General features: G+C 49.5%; 14 protein-coding genes. 3 read left to right on the forward strand and 11 right to left on the reverse strand.

Translation table 11 applies throughout. The features are described from left to right. Positions 1 to 188 precede the first annotated feature (188 nt). The 5 genes from pbpC to ACG1BZ_RS10870 form a co-directional block, all read right to left on the reverse strand. Positions 189 to 2,555 (reverse strand): penicillin-binding protein 1C, encoded by a 2,367-nt coding sequence (pbpC, locus tag ACG1BZ_RS10850; protein ID WP_413665649.1) that lies wholly within the window; start codon positions 2,553 to 2,555, stop codon positions 189 to 191. Beyond that, positions 2,552 to 7,675, reverse strand: coding sequence for an MG2 domain-containing protein (locus tag ACG1BZ_RS10855; protein ID WP_413665650.1), 5,124 nt, complete (start codon positions 7,673 to 7,675; stop codon positions 2,552 to 2,554). Before ACG1BZ_RS10855 ends, pbpC begins: the two co-directional genes overlap by 4 nt. 297 nt (positions 7,676 to 7,972) lie before the next feature. Then, positions 7,973 to 8,131, reverse strand: a complete 159-nt coding sequence (locus ACG1BZ_RS10860; RefSeq protein ID WP_282932647.1) for a hypothetical protein — start codon at positions 8,129 to 8,131, stop codon at positions 7,973 to 7,975. 49 nt (positions 8,132 to 8,180) lie between these two features. Then, entirely contained in the window at positions 8,181 to 8,591 is a 411-nt protein-coding gene (locus tag ACG1BZ_RS10865; RefSeq protein ID WP_413665651.1) for a hypothetical protein, read from the reverse strand. Positions 8,592 to 8,866: 275 nt separating this feature from the next. Continuing rightward, positions 8,867 to 9,286, reverse strand: a complete 420-nt coding sequence (locus ACG1BZ_RS10870) for a hypothetical protein (protein WP_413665652.1) — start codon at positions 9,284 to 9,286, stop codon at positions 8,867 to 8,869. Between the two features lie 273 nt (positions 9,287 to 9,559). Between ACG1BZ_RS10870 and ACG1BZ_RS10875 the strand changes: the two genes are divergently transcribed. Continuing rightward, positions 9,560 to 10,621 (forward strand): FAD-dependent oxidoreductase, encoded by a 1,062-nt coding sequence (locus ACG1BZ_RS10875; RefSeq protein ID WP_413665653.1) that lies wholly within the window; start codon positions 9,560 to 9,562, stop codon positions 10,619 to 10,621. A gap of 12 nt (positions 10,622 to 10,633) precedes the next feature. Here the strand turns inward: ACG1BZ_RS10875 and ACG1BZ_RS10880 are convergent, their stop codons facing one another. Then, positions 10,634 to 10,951, reverse strand: coding sequence for a heavy metal-binding domain-containing protein (locus ACG1BZ_RS10880; protein WP_413665654.1), 318 nt, complete (start codon positions 10,949 to 10,951; stop codon positions 10,634 to 10,636). A gap of 202 nt (positions 10,952 to 11,153) precedes the next feature. Here ACG1BZ_RS10880 and tnpA point away from each other — a divergent pair, with 202 nt between their 5' ends. Then, complete coding sequence (gene tnpA, locus ACG1BZ_RS10885) at positions 11,154 to 11,588, forward strand: IS200/IS605 family transposase (protein ID WP_413665655.1); 435 nt, start codon at positions 11,154 to 11,156, stop codon at positions 11,586 to 11,588. A gap of 570 nt (positions 11,589 to 12,158) precedes the next feature. Further along, positions 12,159 to 13,010: a hypothetical protein gene (locus ACG1BZ_RS10890; protein ID WP_413665656.1), complete on the forward strand. Its 852-nt coding sequence runs from the start codon at positions 12,159 to 12,161 to the stop codon at positions 13,008 to 13,010. Between the two features lie 281 nt (positions 13,011 to 13,291). Here ACG1BZ_RS10890 and ACG1BZ_RS10895 read toward each other — a convergent pair whose 3' ends face one another. The 5 genes from ACG1BZ_RS10895 to ACG1BZ_RS10915 all read right to left on the reverse strand — a co-directional run bounded on the left by ACG1BZ_RS10895 (position 13,292) and on the right by ACG1BZ_RS10915 (position 19,026). Further along, positions 13,292 to 13,567 (reverse strand): DUF1971 domain-containing protein, encoded by a 276-nt coding sequence (locus tag ACG1BZ_RS10895; protein ID WP_413665657.1) that lies wholly within the window; start codon positions 13,565 to 13,567, stop codon positions 13,292 to 13,294. A 51-nt stretch (positions 13,568 to 13,618) separates the two neighbouring features. After that, positions 13,619 to 14,518, reverse strand: a complete 900-nt coding sequence (locus ACG1BZ_RS10900) for an alpha/beta fold hydrolase (protein WP_413665658.1) — start codon at positions 14,516 to 14,518, stop codon at positions 13,619 to 13,621. 88 nt (positions 14,519 to 14,606) lie between these two features. Next, complete coding sequence (locus tag ACG1BZ_RS10905) at positions 14,607 to 17,042, reverse strand: ABC transporter permease (protein WP_413665659.1); 2,436 nt, start codon at positions 17,040 to 17,042, stop codon at positions 14,607 to 14,609. Continuing rightward, on the reverse strand, positions 17,039 to 17,755 hold the full coding sequence (locus ACG1BZ_RS10910; RefSeq protein ID WP_413665660.1) for an ABC transporter ATP-binding protein: 717 nt from the start codon (positions 17,753 to 17,755) through the stop codon (positions 17,039 to 17,041). Before ACG1BZ_RS10910 ends, ACG1BZ_RS10905 begins: the two co-directional genes overlap by 4 nt. Positions 17,756 to 17,775: 20 nt before the next feature. Then, positions 17,776 to 19,026, reverse strand: coding sequence for an efflux RND transporter periplasmic adaptor subunit (locus ACG1BZ_RS10915; protein ID WP_413665661.1), 1,251 nt, complete (start codon positions 19,024 to 19,026; stop codon positions 17,776 to 17,778). Positions 19,027 to 19,123: the final 97 nt, after the last annotated feature.

Below are 19,123 nucleotides of genomic sequence, written 5' to 3' on the forward strand. Positions count from 1 at the left end.
GAAGGCGGAAAGATATACTGCGTTTAAGGTGTGCTGTGCATTCGTGTGTTCCCTATTTTGGGAGTTACTAAAATTAAACCCGAACTACGATGTTCCACGCCAATGCTGACACTCGATTGCCGATAGGGTGACACTAAGGGATATATTCTGTGAGAGAAACAACATGGAAGTCTTCTGCTTTATGAAAATCAGTTGTCGTTTCCTACAAAAATCTCAATCCGATCGACATTCCCGCTAGTATCCAGTACAGCAATTTGGTGCTTACCACTTCCCGGAAGTAGTGCCAGGTTTTCGTTTCCGAGGGTTTCGCCCTTGGGTTCACCGTTTAGGAACCAATAGCGCTTTCCCTGTCCGCCAATCGCGCTCAGAGTTAAACGCGGAAGTGGGGCATTTTTGCCGGTAGGTCGATACTGGTAACCATCTCCAGCTCCGATAATCTTTAGTGGAGTCCCTGTTGTTGCAGTCGGGGTGTAACACTCGGGAGCCGTCGGAGGAATTTGTTGGGCCCGGGTCTGGTTTTCAGGTAGCCAGGATTCCAGTTCTTTCGGCCAAAGGGCTAGGCTATGCCTTTGAGTAGAAGAATCCATACAACTGGGCTTTACCCGCATACCTTGCCGGTTTGCAAAGAAACTAAAGGTTTGTGCGGCCCGCAGAGGCTCACCTTGCGGCGATAGTGTTCTGGGTGTGCGCCCTTGGATTAACCAGGCGATGTGTTGCAGATGGCAGTGGCTGGTTTGTGTGAGCGTCTTCTGGCCCCCAAGCGGCCAACAAATAGTCTCTTGAGTTACTGAGTCTGGCTTTTTCAGGTGCTGTTGTTTGTTGTCTGGTAATGCGGCGATAACTGCGTTCAACAGAGGCGTGGCACTAATGGAGCCATAGTAACCGGGTAGGGGAGTGCCATCCGGTCGGCCTACCCAAATGCCGACGGTGTAGCCGGGAGTTACGCCAATCGCCCAGGCATCCCGGTAGCCGTAGCTGGTGCCTGTCTTCCAGGCGATATCTGCCTTGTTTTGCCGCACCAGATTGCGCCAACGGCGGGAACCTCCGCGATTGGAAGCGAGCATTTCAAATGTAATCCAAGCTGCCTCAGGAGACATCAGATGCCTTTCACGTACGGGCTCCTCGGGTAAATAACGGGGAGCTGCAGTCTGGCCTCCCCGTGCCAGTGCGGCATAAATACCTGTCAGCTGGTCAAGACGAGCACCTATGCCCCCCAAAATCATGGCCAAGTTGGGTCTACCGTTACTGGGAAACTCCAGTGCTAGTCCGGCATTTTCCAGGGCTGCGGCCAATCGACCGGGGCCGTAATGTTCCAGTAGCTGAACAGCAGGGACATTGAGAGATTTCTGAAGGGCGGCAGTGGCGGTGACAGGGCCGGCGAAGCCTCGATGGAAATTTTCAGGGCGGTAATCGCCGTAGATGCGGGGCGCATCGCTGAGCAGGGAGGCGCTGTGGATCAGGTCCTCATCAATGGCAAGTCCGTACAAAAAGGGCTTGAGCGTAGAGCCCGGTGAGCGCACAGCCCTGGCCATATCCACATAGCCATAGCGGCGTCCGTTACCAAAATGAGAAGCTCCCACGTAGGCGCGCACGGATAAATCGGAATTCTCCAAAACTACAACAGCTGCAGATGTTTTGGCTGGATAGCTATCCATGTGATCGCGCAGAAAATCTTCCAATCCGCGCTGGATGTTGCCGTCGATTGTGGTGCGAATAACTTCTTGGTCGCTGATGGTATTTACCAGCCTGCGGGCTAGGTGCGGGGCGTTTTGCGGGAATTCTAAGCGTTCCGCATAGACCTGCTCAAGTTGAGCGCGCTCAGCATCCTCTGCGCTCCAGACGGTAAATGACTGCAGTCTATCCAGAACTTTGTCCCGGGCTTTTTGTGCCTTTAGAGGATGCCGATCTGGCCGCAGGCGGCTCGGTGCCTGAGGGAGTACAGCTAGCAGTGCAGCTTCCGCATGGGTAAGGTCGGAGGCCGATTTACGCAGGTATAGGCGGCTGGCTGCTTCTACGCCTTCAATATTGCCACCGTAGGGTGCGAGGTTAAGGTAAAGATCGAGAATTTCATTCTTGCTGAAGTGCCACTCCAATTGCAATGCACGCAATATCTGCTTGGTTTTGCCCGGCAGAGTTTTGCGGTGTGGGTCCAGTAGTCGCGCTACCTGCATGGTGAGAGTGGAACCGCCGGAAACGACTCGTCCATTGCGAAGGTATTGGACTGAAGCTCGCAATAGGGCTAGCGGATTTACTCCGGGGTGCCGATAGAAGTGTCGGTCTTCGTAGGTGAGAAGAGCTTCGATAAAGCGCGGTGATACATTTTCCCGAGATGTTGGGTATCTCCAAACTCCGCGACTGTCGGCAAAGAAACGTAGTGGTTTGCCGTAACGATCTGCAACGACCCGCGCAAAATCTTGAGTTTCGGGAAGAGGTGGAGGGAAAGCAAAGTCGAGCAGTAGCAGTACCGCTGTGAGGGCGGCGGGCGCAAGCAGCAGTGCGCGAACTCTGCGACTGCTGCTTTGCCAGGCTCTCCGGATAGTGGCCAACAGCTTCACTGTTTACCGATTACCCGCAATTGCGTTAGGGGATTTTCACCGATAGCGAAGCGTTCCGGTTTGTACATATCCTCTACGTAGGGTGGGGGCACCTGATAGTTGCCTGGGGTTACTGCGCGGGCGATATAGAAGAGATTGGTGGTTTTGTATCTCAGCTGATCCAGTGCCGCCACAAAGCGGTCATCGCGATATTCAGTGTGTTGGATATTGTCCTGGGTGTCCTGCCACTGGGCAATACTTTTGCCATCGAACTCGAGTTCATCCACTTTGACACTGTCGGCCAGGTTTTGATTCTCCAGCTCAAAACCTGCGGGCAATAGGTCCACTGCAAGTAGGTCGGGCAGGCGTTGGTCCGCATCAATTTGCAAACGCACCAGGTAAAGCTCGCCCTCACGAACTTGATTGGGAATGACTTCCGTGCCATCCAAATTGTGGTAGCTGCGTTTAATTCTGACACCTTTATCCATCTCCGCCTCAGGTGACTTCTTGCTGTAACCATTGATAGTGATTGCTGCATAGAGCTTTTCTATCTGTGCAGTTACCTCAAGTGCGCTGGCGGCTTCGCGCCCGCGGAATAATGCGCTGTGCGGGTTATCGCTATTGAGCTCGCGCAAGCCATCAATACTGGCCAAAGTCGCAGACCAGTTTGCGCTGCTATTGAGTTGCAACTGTGCTCCAGCCATAAACACACTATTGCGCTCCTGGGTGCTGAGATATTGGCGACCGTGGAGAAGATCGGCCAGCTCGAACACCAGGGATTCCGTTTTATCACCTGCGAAATTGTGCTCTAGGAGCAGGGAGATCATTTGGGCCGTATCCCGTAGGTCTGACCCATAATCGCCATAGTAGCTGCGGCGTTTGCGCTCGATTTTAAGCGCTTTTTGCAGGGCCTCCTGGGCCAGGGTGGCATCGCCCATGGTATGCAAAGCGATTGCCATATGCAGGTTTGGTAAGGGAGATTGGGTCAGGCTCGAGCCGCTTTCATAAAGGGTACGCAGTTGCCCGAGAGACACTTTCTGTACTCGTGAGAGCACATAGGCTGCGTAAGCTCTTGCGGCATAAGCATAGAAATCGGGACTATAGCTATAGCGTTGCTGATAGAAAGCACCGCGCTCACGGGCGTAATCCTGCAGGCGCTTGAGTGCGGATTCCAGGCGGTTATCGTCAAATACGATTCCCTGGTCCCGGGCCCGCAATAGAAGATCGACTACATAGGCGGTTAGCCACTGGCTTTCGGAAGACTCGGAACTCCATAGGCCAAAGCTGCCGTTCCCTTTTTGCATGCTGAAAATGCGTTCAATACCTGCGTCGATACGTTCGGCCCGATCATTCTCATCCAGAGGTTCAAGGCCCAGTTTTTGCTGTCGTTGCGGCGTTGCCATGACTAGCGGGAAGGTCCGGCTGGAGGTTTGTTCCAGGCAGCCGTAGGGGTATTGCAGCAGGTTAGATAGGTGATCCTGTAACTGGAGTTGCGGTCGGCTGTCCAGGGATACCAGGGTTTGAACGGTTCCAGGCATTAGGGAATCCAGGAAGCTGCTATCGACACTGAAGCTCTCGCCCTGGGACAGGAGTCTGCGCTGGTTGCGTGTGGTTGCCGGCCAAGCGGGGCGCACGCCCAGGCGCCACTGCTGTTCGATATCGATATCATTTCCATCTTTATCGGCGGCACCCTGCACGACCAGTTTGAACTCTGCATCTCCGGTGGCATCTTTGGCGGTGATTGGGAAGCGCAAAGTTTTGCGTTCACCATCCGCCAGTTCCAGCAACCGCTCACCCATTTCCAAATCTACCGCGCCCACTGATTGCATATTTACAGTGAGTTTTTGGGAGCGGCCACTTAAGTTATTGAGGTCAAGGGCCAGTGTGCTGCTATCACCAGGGGCCATAAAGCGAGGCAAGGCGGCTTGGGTGACAACCGGTGAGGCGACTGTTACTTCTCCGTCGGTGCTACCGAATCGGTCTTTGCTGAAAGAAACCGCCATCAGGCGTAGCTGTCCGTTAAACTCCGGTAATTGTAGCGCGACCTTTGCTTGGCCCTGAGTATCAAATTCAACGGGTCCTGAGAATAAAGATACTATTTGAACGTCGGAGTTGGGCTCGTCGCCGCCTCGGGCCAGTTCCGCATCGCCGCCAAAACGTTGCTCCACCAGTTTGCCACTGTTGGATTCAATAATGCGATGATAAATATCCCTTACATCCACACCGTAACGGCGCTGGCCAAAAAAGGCCTCGAAGGGATCCGGGGTTTTGAAGCGGGTGATATTGAGTACACCGACATCGACGGCGGCCAGGGTGGCCCAGGCTTTGCTTCCGTTTTGTTCGATAGAATTTTCGTCGGCAGAAATGGTAACTTCAATTTCCGAGCCGGGCAGGGCATTCGTGGGCGCTTCGAGTGAAATGGGCAGGCGCCGAGGATCGCGATCCAGGGGCAGGTGGGCGAGACCAAAAGCGCGATTGGGGGCGATACGCTCATTCTTGTCCGCAGGGCGCAGAGCAGTAACAGAAATATAGGTGTCGTGGCGATCCCACTCAGGAGAGATTGGGATTTCGATATTGGTGCCCGACTTTTCTACAGGTAGTCGTTTGGACCACAATAGTTGGTCGCTCTCCACCAACACCAACGCCTCTCCGTCAGCGGGCGGTACTATGGTGAGTTGCGCCAGATCTCCAGAAGAGTACCTTGGTTTATCCAGTGACAGGGCCACGGTATCTGGACGCGCAGCCTGGCCTTTGGCTACTTGGTCCTTACGCCACCAGTAATACCAGTCCCGGCCGGCGTGGAAGCGTAAGCTGCTGGTTGCCCCCGTATTGGTATCAGTGACTTCTAAGCGGTAGTGGCCATGTTCCACTGGGACTGTGAGCTTCAGTGGTTGCTCTTCGGTGAATTGGAGCTGGCGACTGAAAGTTTCAAATTCAGCACTTGAGTATTCATAGTGCCAGCCCCGATTTGAAGAGTACTCCCAAAAGTACTGGCGGTCTTCGGAAATTAACACCGCTTTGAGATCCCGTCCGATAACAGGCTCGCCCTGTGCGTCGGCAACCACTATTTCAAATTCAGGCCTGCTGTTGGCCGATGGGTTTTCCTCTCCAAAATTTGGGCGAATACCTACCACCGGGTGTGTGGGCCATACCAGGACTGGATGTTGGCGAGTTACCGGGCGGCCGCCGGATTCGAACAGGCTGGAAACCAAGTTGATTTTCAGCGGGCTCTTTGCTCGTTTCCAACGGGAGCGCAAGGTCAGATTGCTCAACCCTTCCTCATTGAGCTCAATCGTTGGGGCATGAAACTGTCGCGTGGGCAAAGATTCATTAGTGTTCCCAAATACGAACCCTTTCCACTGGGGGAAGGGCTCGCGATAGTGGCTAATTTGCACCAGAGTTTCCAGGCGGTTCTTTGCCGCTGGCGCACCATAGAGATAACTACCTTCTACTTGAAGTTCGAAAGATTCTTTATGGCCCTCTACCAGACTGCGCTCTTCACCGTCTTGCAAAACCAGCTTCATTCGCTCTGGCAAGAATTCTTCTACCTTAAATGGATATTTCACTTTGCGCCCATCGGCTAGCTCAACATCCAGGCGCCAGTCACCGGTAGGTGCATTTTGTGGAAGTGGAATAAGCTTTTCGTAGTATCCGGGCGCGCTGGCGTGCCATGTGAATGCGCGCGCGCTGGTATTGTCCGGCTTTATGAGTTCTGCCTTGATCGGCAGGTCTTTGATATAGCGACCATCATAATTGCGCAGCAGCCCGCTCACCTGGATCGATTCATTGGGGCGATACAGATCTCGCGGGCCATACATGAAAAACTCCATCGGTCTCGAAGGGCGCTGGCCCAACTGAAAATCCGAAAGGTCCAATGCAGGTTCACGCAGGTCGAGTATGGAGAAGTGACCGGTATCAGGATCTCTTGCGATGAAGAAGCGCTGTGAGTCTTCCTGTTCCTGCGTCAGAGCAAAGCGCACCTGGCCGTCTTGGTCGGTTGTGTATTGCTGGATTAGCTCCCCTTTGTTGTTGAGCAGCTCAACCTCAATGCCCTTAAGAGCCTGCCCTTCATCCAGAGATGAAACATAGAGGTCAACACTGTTTGGATAGTACCTCGCATGAAGGCCTAAGTTGGAGATGGAGAAGTGGGTGACATCATAGAGGTTAGTGTCATACACGCCTGCCGGCTGCATAACTGCGACATAGATTCCTGGTTGTTGCAGGGGCTTTATATGCCCGATAGAGAGGTCGAAATCTCGCTGGACGTATTTCTCCTTGGTGAGATCGAACTGGGCACTATAGACAAAATCGGCCACTTGATTGAGGGACTTTAAGCGATAGTAGTATTTTAGTGACTGGCTTTTGATCAGCCTGAAGAACTCGGAATAATGCTCAGGTTTCACTCTATGGAAGTGAATCTGTGCAGCCTCAACACTGACTGCAGTAACAGGTAGGCCGGGAGTTACCGTCGTGGGAAAAATACTTCCATTGCTGGCAAAGCTGATACTGGGCTCAATCCGTCGGGTGCGAATCCTCTCCTGTTTCTCTTCCTGTAACTCCAAGCCGTTTTCGCCGGGCAGACCCGGGAGCACGGTGAGTTTATAGCGAGTATCTGGTTCAATATGAGGAAAATAGAGAATTTTCTGGTTATCGGAGAGAACCCAACCACCATCTACACGCTCGCCATCGTCACGGGATAGATTCAAGTAGGAGCCAAAATGGGCATTGCCCAGCAAAGGTTCAGAAAAGATAACTGCGATGGCCCTTGCATCTTTAAATGTCCGCTCCCCAATGTGGAGGACCTTTAGGAAGTGATCCCCGGAGATTTGAGTGCTGGCATTGACTGTGACTTGTGAAGGGGTAGCATCATTCTCTGTCAGATCAGTAGAATTTCTTTCAGAAGTGCGCTGGGCTTCATCAGCTTTCGAGATTGCTTCACTAGAAGAGGCCGCTTCTTTTTTATGCACTTTCTCAGTGGGGCTGAGAGCTTGTGCCTGGTTGTTACCCTCTTCAACGCTCCCGCCTTCCGCAAGCTTGGGGGTGTCAGCGAGTTTCTTCTCTGACTTTTCTTGTGAGCAAGCCATAGCAATAAGACAAAGAAGAATGACCGCAATCCAGCGTGGTGAGCGGTGAAGGGACATGGGTATTTCCTTATAGAATCCATTTAACGGCGCACAATTTAGTCCGTCTTTAAATATGTCTCAAGTTTCCTCCATAGTTTCCGTGCTCGGTATCTATTCCTGATGCAAGTGTGTACCAATAGTGAGGTGGGGATTACTGATGGCTGGAAAATAAATTTATAGAATGATGGGATGGCAATTAGGTGGCTTAGGGAGTAAGCGACCTTCCTGTTCTATGGTGCCAGGTTGAGGCGTGTAGTTTATTCGATAATCACTAGTTCAATTGAATCTAGCCGAAGTAACGTTGTATTACTACACCTATGTTGGCTTCTTTTTACGTTTAAATAGCTTAATCCAGAAGATTCCTTCAAAGATAATGCCAAGAGCAAGGAAGATTACTCCTCCCACAGGGACTCCGAAAGCGTAGCAGGCAATCGCCGCAAATAAAAATAGCAGTGCGGTGGCAATTCTTTTCACTTTGATATTCCTTTGTTATGCCTCAGTACTAGCCTAAGCTTGTCCTACTTCAAAGACTATACTGAATACCGGACTTAAACCCAACATAAATAATGCCCAAGCATAGAACTGTAGAACAGAAAGCTAAAGGCAGATAGAGTTTGTGATGGCCGTGCCTGACCCTGTAAATCGTCACCACTATCAGCGAACTTAAGGCCAAAAGTGCCGATAAGCCTAGAGCCATTAAGATGACTTGAACTTCAGTAATGCCATCATTTCCGGCAGCTAGCGTCGGTTCTATATACTTGGGGCCGTTTTTCCCGGCAGTTGTTACAGCGGAGACACTTCTGGCTAAAAGAAGTTCGTTACCATTAAGCCCTCGCCAGTACTCCATAATGGAAATAAGAGTTGCTATTGAACTTGCTATAAGGCAAAGGCTGATTTTTGAAGCGGTAGCCATGATGCTTGAAGTTGGGGGCATACAGAATGTCTTATTTTGTCTTTCTATTGATCTTGCTTAGCCAGAGTGTGATTAGTAAGCAGGCAGTGAATGTAGGTATGAAAACGACTAAAGCTTGAAACATCAATATGGAGGCCTGGATCTTCAGAATTTCACCTTCACCAAAAGAGTTATCGTAAATGTAATGTGCAGCCAGAGTGTAACTTAGGCTGACTAATATAGAAGTAATCAGTGATCTTAGAATCATTGTTTTAGTTAACTATGATAACTCAGCTTGGATGGTCTTTAAGGGTAAACTAAACCTGTATAAGATTTCTAAGGAAATTGTTAATGGATTCTTGTAGTTCATAATCCTCTGTACTGACAGAATAGATACGTGCTTTATGGGCAAATTTCAAGGCTTTATCTTGATTGTTTAGTCTCAAAAAACATTCAGCCATTTCCAGGGCAATTGAAGCTGAATACAAAGGGAGATCTAATTTTATGGAGCAGTTAAGTCCCTGGGTGTATGCCTGTATTGCATCCTCACAGCTTTCTGAAAAATCACCCAGAGCCTCCCACTGTAGGGGATGGTCTAGCTCGCCTCCGGCATATTTTGCGCATAGTCTCTCTAGCGAGTTGAGGGAGTCTTGGCACCCAGCTTTATCCCCAGAGGCGGATTTATTGACTATCTCAAGTGCGAGTCCATGTACATCATCGTAAAGTGGTGTAATCATTTAGAAATTATACCCAAGAGCTGAAACATAAAAAATATCGATATAACAGTGGGTACTTATTGGCAAGACGAGTCTTCTGTAGATCGTTGCCAGATATTAGAGGTTTCGACTTCGCAAGTTTAAGCACGTACTCACCAAGCGGTGACTGGTATTGCTGTGAAGAGATCACAGATAGCGGCCGAGGTTTTTTATGAAGAGCCTCAGACCAGCTAGTCACCCTTACTCTTTCATATGTACTATCTTACTGTTAGGTGGGGTTATTTGAGGTAGCCTGTGAAAGTACTGATTGTTGGGGCTGGGCCCACGGGCCTTACAACAGCGGTCGAGCTTGCTCGGCGAGGGCTACTGCCAAGAATTGTGGACCGCCGGGATAGCGCGTCAACCCTTAGTCGAGCAGTGGGAGTTACTTCTCGCAGCCTTGAGTTGCTTTCTCACTCTGGCGTTTCTGAAAAGTTGATTGCTGAGGGGATCGCTGTTCAGAGCGCATGCATTTACCTAAATACGCATTTAGCACTAGAGTTCCCCCTTCATTCCGATCGGACTTATTTCCCCGCCATTCTTGGACTTCCTCAAGACAGAACTGAAGCTCTCATGGCTCAGGTTTTATTTGGTATGGGAGTCGAAGTTGAATATAGGAAAGAACTCAAAACCCTTACCGAGGAAAAGAGTGGGGTAGTGGCTTTTTTTGATAATGGTGAAGAGGAGCAATTTGACCTGGTCGTAGGAGCGGATGGTATTCGCAGTACTGTTCGTGAAGCTGCAGGTATCAGTTATCCTGGATTTGACTTGGAAGAAGTGTGGTCAATCGCGGATGTTGATACAGGGGATTGGCCTCCTAAAAGAAAGTTTACCTTGGTCAAAATGGAATCTGGCGTGGTCGCTGTTGCGGTGCCATTGGGAGAAGGCCGACACCGTCTGGTAGCTAGCTGTGATAATGCAATTAAAGCATTTCCGATGGCGGTGGATGTTAAGAGGGTTCGGCGGGAGGGAACCTTTAAAATCTCAATTCGGCAAGCGGAAACTTACTCAAAGGGCAGGATACATCTAGCTGGGGATGCTGCCCATTGCCACTCTCCGGTTGGAGGTCGTGGTATGAACCTTGGGATAGCTGATGCAGCCGAATTGGCAAAACGGATCACTGAGGGGCAGCTCCTAGGCTACTCTGATTTGCGCCACCAAGAAGATAAAAAGGTTATTGAGGTTACTGAGCGTGGCCGGAAAATGATCACTGGACAATCCCTGAAAGCAAGATTTGAATTTCGAGCGTTAATCGCTGCCGCCAGTTCTATTCCTGCGGTGCGGAGAAAACTGGGGCAGTTTGCGGTAGAACTTTAGGGGCATTCCAACCTATTTTTTTAGTTTTACAGCTGTACCAAAAACAAGAATTTCTGAGGAGCCATCCATAATTGCACTTGTAGTAAAACGAATTCCTACCACGGCATCAGCGCCTTTTTGCCGGGCACTGTCACTTAATCTTTGAAAAGCTTTGTTTCTCGCTTCGGTCAGCATTTCCGTATAGCCTCGTATCTCTCCACCGACAATACTCTTTATACCTGCCATTAAGTCACGGCCGATATGTTTTGATTGAACAACGTTGCCCGTAACGATATCCAGTACCTCCGATATTTCTCTTCCTGGTACTGTTTCTGTAGTTGAAAAAATCATATCACTCCCTTAATTATAATTACCTATATTTTTGGCTCTTTTGGTGATCTTACCCTAACCTGGATCCGTTATGCGAATATATTTAATTAATACATGGGTAAACCACCGCCTCTGGCGGTGAGACTTGACAAGGCTCTGCCGTTCCGGCGTGCAGAGTAAAAATATGGCCTCCATGAACCGGCAAGTTCTTTAAGGAGGCCATATGCGAGATTGGCAGTGCCAAGCTCACGTGAAACATTATTGCAGGTACCATGTGGTATTTGTGCCCAAGTATCGAAAGAAAGCGTTATTTGGGGCATTGAGACGTGAGATTGGAGCAATATTCCGAGACTTGTGTCGTCAAAAAGGCATTGAGTTGGTCGAGGGGTACGCAATGAGGGATCACATTCATATGTTGTTAATGATTCCTCCCAGGATAAGTGTTTCCAATACGGTTGGGTTTCTGAAAGGGAAATCTGCGATCCGGATATTTCGGAAGTACAAGCATGTACAGAGAAATTTCACAGGAAGACATTTTTGGGCTCGGGGCTACTGCGTGAGTACAGTAGGGCTTGATGAGCAGATGATTCGAGAGTACATCAAGAATCAAGAGGTTGAAGAACGCCGGCAAGAGCAGATGCAATTGGCGGGATTGTAACAAGCCCCCTCTGGGGGCTTTCACCATACCACCCGCTATGCGGGTGGTTGCTGATTACAGAGAAAGAATAAATATGCCATAAACACATGAAAGGTATTAAGTCGTTACAAAGGATTTGCAGTTGCAGGTATGTTCAGTTAGTAAATTATGGAGAAACAAGCAATCTACTTCCACGGAGAATATCTGCCTTTGCCCCGTCTTTCACACACTATCACTTTGCTGTTGCAGCCAGGCTAGTCAAAGTCATTACTTGGCTTGCTTGTATCAATTATGCAGGCATGCAGAGTATTACAGCTTGTTTTGAGAGGGTTCCAAATGTAACACAGAGTTTTACATGGTGCGGCAGTGCTATTAAAGAGGTGCAGGAACAGGTGTATAAGGAAAAAGCGGGAATTAAAAATTAGCCTTTACCTGTGGCCAATTGCGGCCGGATATTGATGGCTGGCGGTTGCCATGTTTTTTCTGTGTGCAGCGCAAGAAAGCCTGAAGAAATATTGAACTCAATACAAGTAAACGGTTCTATGCTTGTGAGAATATTTATCACTAACTTTTTTGTTGGAGTTCACGCTGTTGATTAACAAATATATTGCTGTTCTTTCGATGCTGTATTGTATAGGCGGAGTTAAGGTCCATGCTGTTGAAGCGACTTATAGTGCGATAGAGAAAAAGATAGTAAATCATTGTGGGGCTTGGTTTGATTCAAAGGAGTTTACTTTTGATAATGCAAGAGACTCTAAGTTCGAAATCAAAGAGGTCCCTGGTGGGATTTGTATGGATGGACCCATACATCGCAATGAAGCCGAGCTAAAATTTAAATCTAAAACCTCCAATTTGGTAGATGGCTCCGACTTAATTGTTGTTGTGAGGTCCCCTGGTGGTGAAGGTCGTCCCGCAGTGAATATTGCTGAGGAAATTTCAAGGTTAAGAAGCACAGTTGTTGGCTTTGATTTATGTGCATCTGCTTGTGCGAATTATATTATGGCCGCCGCCAAAAAGAGAATCGTGCATGATGATGCACTGCTTCTTTTTCATGGGGCGCCGTCCTATCAAGGTTTGGTAAATATTTTGGAGGTTAAAAGTAATGATTATTATGATGTCACAAACGATACTCGTGTGGATTCTATTCGGTATCAGGTAAGTTTCTTAAAAAAACAAGAAGAGCTCTTGAAGAGTGCTGGAATAAAGCCTTACTTTTTTTCTTGGATGATGCTGTTTGATCAAATGGACGAGTCCGACAGGGTTAAGTTTTGTCCGATGGGTACCTCTATGATCTTATATTCTCCCAAGATCTTGGATAATTTTGGATATAATATGCATATCTATAAAGGTCCTAAATCTCAAGAAGAGCTAGATTTAATTTATCCAGCTAAGGGTGCTAGACATAGGATGTGTTATTGGGATAGCAAGTCCGTAGTAATCTAAAATCAACCTTACCTATTATGTTTCGTTACACAAAGATACTTGTGGTAGATAGGCGAAAGGAAAGAATGCCCCACGCTTGACTTGCATGGGGCATAGATGCCGATTACAAGCTTACAGAAAAGTATCCACAGCGTCCCCTGAATGTAGTGTATTCTTTCCTTCTTAACCAATAGTAGGTCGCACCTTGTTGTATGCCACTAAATACCTTCTGAGCCTATCAGCTTTCTGAAACTTGAGGAAGTAAAGTGTTAGCCAGGTCTAGCTAACTTGATAGTTTGATTCTATCGATAGAATTCAACATAAAATTTCACATCCCCTAACGGTCTTATGTGATGCCTTATAGTTGGCTCTACGACGCCAAACTTCTTAGGGCTCAGTTCAATAATCTCCACTTCGGGCTCTTGAATCGTATATTCCAATGATCCGGAGAGGATCACTATCTTCCCCCATACGCCTTCCTTGGTAGTATGATCTTTCAATAGCCCTGGAGGGATATTCTCCTCAGTGAATTCAGGGGTTTTCTTATATGGAGCTATATTCCTCGGAAACTCTTTCATTGATTCTGGCCTTTTATCAACTTGGGTGGGTTTTGGCAGTCCAGGCTTTGTTTATAGGCTGACTTGAGACTCTTTGTTTGAATAGGCCTCAATAAACTTTAGATAGGTCGAGACTAGAAGAGTAGGAGCTTCCCACTGCGGATAATGCCCAATCGTTCCCAGCTCAACAATATCCGCTGGCCGATCTATCAGTTGCCGAAATCGATCCACCATATGCTTCCCTGAAACTGGGTCTAATGAGCCATTGATTAGTAATAGGGGGCCGGGGTATTGCTTTAGGGCGTCGACCCAGCGCTGACGATGTTGGCGCCTGTCGCGCATATAGCTGATTAGTTTATAGAGGAGCCGGTTGCCATTCTTATATTGGAGAATTTGCCACAAGTCTCGCAATTCTCTGTCAGAGGGTTGTGTGTCTGTTCCGAAAATGGCACTGAAGCTGCGGCAAAACTGCCGGTAATTCATCAGTTTATTGATCAGGAAGCCTGCGGGAGAGAGCAGCAGTTTTTGTACGAAACGCGCTTGATGAGTTTCTGGAAATAGACCTCCGTTTAGCAGGCATGCTGAGGCATACCTCGTGGTACCACCGCTATTGGCTCTGGCGAGTAACTCCTGGGCAACGGTATCCCCATAGTCATGGGCCAGCAGGTGGACCTTGTTGATGTTTAAATGTTGCAGAAGAGCTTCATGTAAATCAGCTTGCCCGTGGATACTGTAGTTATGCTGCTTGGGTTTGTCTGAGTAACCGAATCCCAGCATATCCATAGCAATACAGCGATAGTGCGCTGTCAGTTGGGCCCATACCTTTTGCCAGTCATAACTACTGGTTGGAAAACCGTGAATCAAAAGCAGCACTGGTTTATGTCGGCAGCTTGGGTTGCTATCGACATAGAAGAGTTGGTGGTTTTGATAATCAAAAATCTTTCCGTTTGATAACCACTGCTGAGGCTGCATTGGCTGTTCCATTTCTTATTGTTGTATTTGCTGTAAAGATTGCACGATGAGCGCGCAACCTCAAGCAGCGGCTACAGGTGGAAAGTAATTATCCTGTTCCTTGCAATGCGTAAATCGCGGGCTTGTTGATTATCTTCCATACTGAAAGCAGGGTCACCGAGGCGGTTAGGCCGATAATAAGCAATGGTGGTAGCAGCCAGCCCCATAGGCTGGTTTCAATACTGAACTCGCTTTGCTCAAGCCAAAGCGCCAGAGGGACGAGGACCAAAGTCGCTACAGCGATACCGATAACGACGGGAATCAGGCTATCGATCAGGGTGTGATAGAAAATCATCGCTGGGCGGGCGCCGATTGCCATGCGCACGCCAAGCTCAGTACGCCGCAGTTGTACACTGTAACTGAGCACTCCAAAGATACCGATGGCAGCGAGGCTAAGTGCCAGTAATGTCAGGGCGGTGGTTACCCAAACTGAGACCCGGTCATTGCTTAGGAGTAGGTCTCGCGCCTGCTCCAGGGTGAATAGCTCAGAAACTTTGTACTGCCTGTTTACTTCGGCAAACTCCCGATTAATCTCTGTGGTGCTGAGCGGTTGGTGAGGCTTATGCCTGAGTACGAGTAGGGGATAGCTCACGTTGATACCGCGCACAAATAAGCGGGCGGGTTCCTTTTTGCCGGGCAGGCTTGCGTTGCGTACTACACCGACCACTTGGTAGGGCAAGTCACCTCGCCAGTAGTAGCGATTGCCTAATACTTCTCCATCCGGCTCCAGTTGCTGGGCCAGGGTTTCGTTGACGAGCATCATGCGATTGTTATCGGAAAATTCAGCCGCATTGATATGGCGGCCAGTTATCAAAGGCATACGCAAAATGGAAAGGTAGTTTTCGTCGACCACTGTGGTCTTGGTCATCACCGGGTTTTGTCGGCTGGCATCATGACTCAGGGATGTGGTCCAGAGTGGCCGGCTGATGGAGATAGGAGTGTTTAGGCTTAGGCTGGCATTTTGTACTTTAGGGTGCTCCAGCAATCTTTGCCTGATGGCCTTCAGATAACTCTCCCGTTCGGCAGTGGGGGCACTCCTAAGATTGCCGATATTCAGAGTCATCACTTGAACGTTGTCCAAGGGGAAGCCAAAGGGCTGGTTAATCAGTCGGTTAGCTTGAAGGAAAATCTGCAAGCTGGCGACGATAAGCAAACTGGTCATCGCCACTTGGCTGCTGATGAGGACTTTGCGAATTAGAGGCGAGATCTGTACGCCGGAACCTTTGCCGCTGCTCTGCAGCATTTGATTCAGTGCGCGGTAATTAACCTGGCGACTGACTATGGCTGAGAAGAACAGGGCGAGCAGTAAGGCACACAACAGTGCAAAAACCAGTGTCTGCCAGTTTAAGGTGAGCTCTTGAATGCGAGGAATTTGTTCCGTAGCCATCACCTTTAATACTTCCGTCGATCCCAGGGCTAAAAGTAGAGAAAGTAATGCAGCCCCTAACATAAGTAGGCCGATTTCACATAGCAGGGCCAAAAAGATATGTTTTTTATGTGCGCCCAACGCGACCTGTATCGCCATATTGCGTTGTTGTTTGGCTGCGCGAGAAAGAATCAGGTTGGTAACATTGGCGCAGGCAATTAACAGAAGCACCAGTGTACCGCCCATTACCATTAGGGTTCGCGTGGCGCTGTCGCCAAGTATTTTATTGGCGAAGGGGGTGAGTCGGTATTCAACGGACCTTTCTACCGAAGAGGATCTTCCCGCTAGGGCCGATTGATACTGGGCATCCATTAATGTGCTCAATTCATGCCCCGCACTGGCGGGGTCAATGCCCGGCTTCAGCTTTCCTGTGAGCATGCGGAAAGGCAGGAAGCCTCTCCAATTATTTCTGCGCTCTACTTGTGTATCGTTAAAGTCCCAGGGCAGCCAGACCGCCGTTTGCCGGCCCTGCTTATAGATTTGGGGTTCAATGAAGTCTTTGGCAGTGACGCCGACAATGCGAAAGTCCACCTCCCCAAATTGCAGGCTTTGCTCCAAGACATTTGGGTTGCGCCGGAACATCTGCTCCCAGGTTTGATAGCTGATAACCGCCACAGGGACTCGGCTGTCGAGCCCTTCATCGGTATTGAATTGTCTGCCCAGGGCCAGGGGTGCTCCAGCCAGCTGGAGATATTCTGGAGAGACATAGGAAACATTAACCCGTGGTGATCCGGATAAATTGCGAACCACATCTTCCCAGAAGTACACCAGGGCGCTGGACTCGAAGAAACTATCGTTCTTATAGATTTCAACCAGGGCGGGGTATTGGCTGTTGTTTTCCAGCCGCAGCTGCTTGTTCTGGTAGAGATTACCATTCACGACATACAGCCGATCTTCGTCCGGGTAGGGTAGGGGTTTGGCTAACAGCTGGTAGTTGAGATTAAATAGTGTTACCAGGGCGCCGAGAGTGATACCCAGGGTCAGAATAATAGTGGTGGCGTAGCTCCGCGCCCGATTGATGGACTGGAGGGCGATGGACAGGTCCTTTGTGGTGATCATAGGGCCATCTCATGGGGCTCTAGTATGGGCTGCGGTGTTGAGATTTTTCCATCCAGCAGATGCAATTGGCGGCTGGCCATGTCTGCATAACGAGGGTCATGGGTCACCATGCACAGGGTGGTCCCTTCATTATTGAGCTGTCGCAGCATATCCATTACTGCATCGCCATTGTGGGAATCCAGATTGCCGGTGGGCTCGTCCACCAGCAGTAGGGATGGATTGCCAACTAGCGCCCGGGCTATGGCGATTCGCTGCTGTTGGCCACCGGATAACTGGTTAGGTTTGTGAGAGGCCCGGTGACTCATTCCCACCTTCTCCAGGCAGTGTTTCACTTTTTTGTCGGCTTCAGGCTTGGGAATGGGATTGCGGCGGTATCGCAGGGGTAGGGCGATATTGTCGTAGACAGAGAGTTCGTCAATCAGGTTAAAGGACTGGAAGATAAAGCCTACTTTCTCGTTGCGAATAGTCGCCGCCTCACTCAGCGACAATTGAGCGACTTCAATGCCTTCAATCTGATAGCTGCCGCTGGTGGGGAGGTCCAGCAGGCCGAGAATCGAGAGAAGTGTGGATTTACCGCAACCCGAGGGGCCGCAGATAGATACAAATTCCCCCTGGTAAATACTCAGGTCAACGCCCCGCAGGGCGTGAGTTTCCATTTCTTCGGTGCTGAACACCTTAGTGATCCCGGACATATGGAGGATTGGCTTGGACATAGCGAACTCCCTTTCTCGCTTTAGTCAATAATCTGGATATGCTCAGCTTCATTAAAATTGGCCATATCCGAGAGGATGATGCGGTCCGCTTCACTGAGGCCTTGGGTGATCTGGATATATCGACCTGACTCCTCGCCGAAGCTGATCGGTTGAAGTGCCGCTTCCTCCCCGTTTTCGTTAATCAGGAACAGATTGGCCTCACTGTGCCTCTGCACATTGATAGGTCTCTCGACGAACAGCGTATCTTCCATCGTGTCAGTGAAGATCCGGGCATCGACGTTCAGCTGTGGCCTGGCAGACTCTGGCGCGCCCGCGCTAAAAGCAATTTCCACTTCAATATTGCCGTCCCGAACCTCAGGAGTAATACGGGTTACCATACCTTCGACTTTTTCTCTGCGGGTATCAATTTCAGCGGGCTGGCCAACTTCCAGTTGTTCTGCTTTGGATTGTGGTACTTGAACCAAAGCGAGAAGATCAGTCTCGCTGCCGATCAGTGCCAGCTCCTGCCCGGGATCGACGCCTTGCCCCAGCTCTACCGGTAGTCGTTGCAGTATGCCGTCCAGGCCGGCGCGTACTGTCAGTCGGTCTGTACGTTGCTGGATACTTTGCAATTGGGTTTGGGCTTGGTTGATTTGCTCGCGCTGGATCAACTCTGATTCGACGGCGACTTTGCGCAAGTGATTGATACGCTGTTTTTGCAGGTCCACACGTTTTTTCATCTGTTCCTGGCGTAAGACGGTGGTTTGGTAGGTGAGCTGGGAAACCACTCCACTTTTTACCAGCTCGTCCTCAGCTTCGCGACGCAACTTGATCACTTGGTAATTGGAGTTCAGTTCCGCGAGTATGGCTTCCTCCGCGAGAACATCGCGCTGGTTGTTCAGAACAAGCCGACGCAGATTAGCTTCCTCTTGTTCCAGGGAGGTTTCGGCTGCATCCAGGTCGCGCATTAATTCTGGGTTGCTCAGCTGCATAATGATGCTATCACTTTGTACTTCTGCACCGGGACGCAACATGATTTTTTCAACATTCGCTGCGGTTAGAGCGGTAATTAACGTCTGCTTGTCTGAACGCAGCCTACCATAACCATCTACCACAACTTGTAGGTCTCCCCGTTGGACGGTACCCAACATTAGCTGTTCCCGCTCTACCTTATAGGCGCTGTCAGGAAGTAACAGGAGGGTGCTGGTAAATGCCACAAAAGCAAGAGCAGCACCACCCAGCATTAAAGGGTGCTTAATCAGGGGGCGTTTCTTAGGTTTAATAATATCCATATTGCGGCATTTCCTTGGTTAAGCAATCGTTGCACGCTTTTCTACTGTGAAACCTTGATGCGGGGGCGAGTTAGAGGTGGAAAATCATAACTATTTA

This window comes from Microbulbifer sp. CNSA002, assembly GCF_047324085.1.
Taxonomy (GTDB): Bacteria; Pseudomonadota; Gammaproteobacteria; order Pseudomonadales; family Cellvibrionaceae; genus Microbulbifer.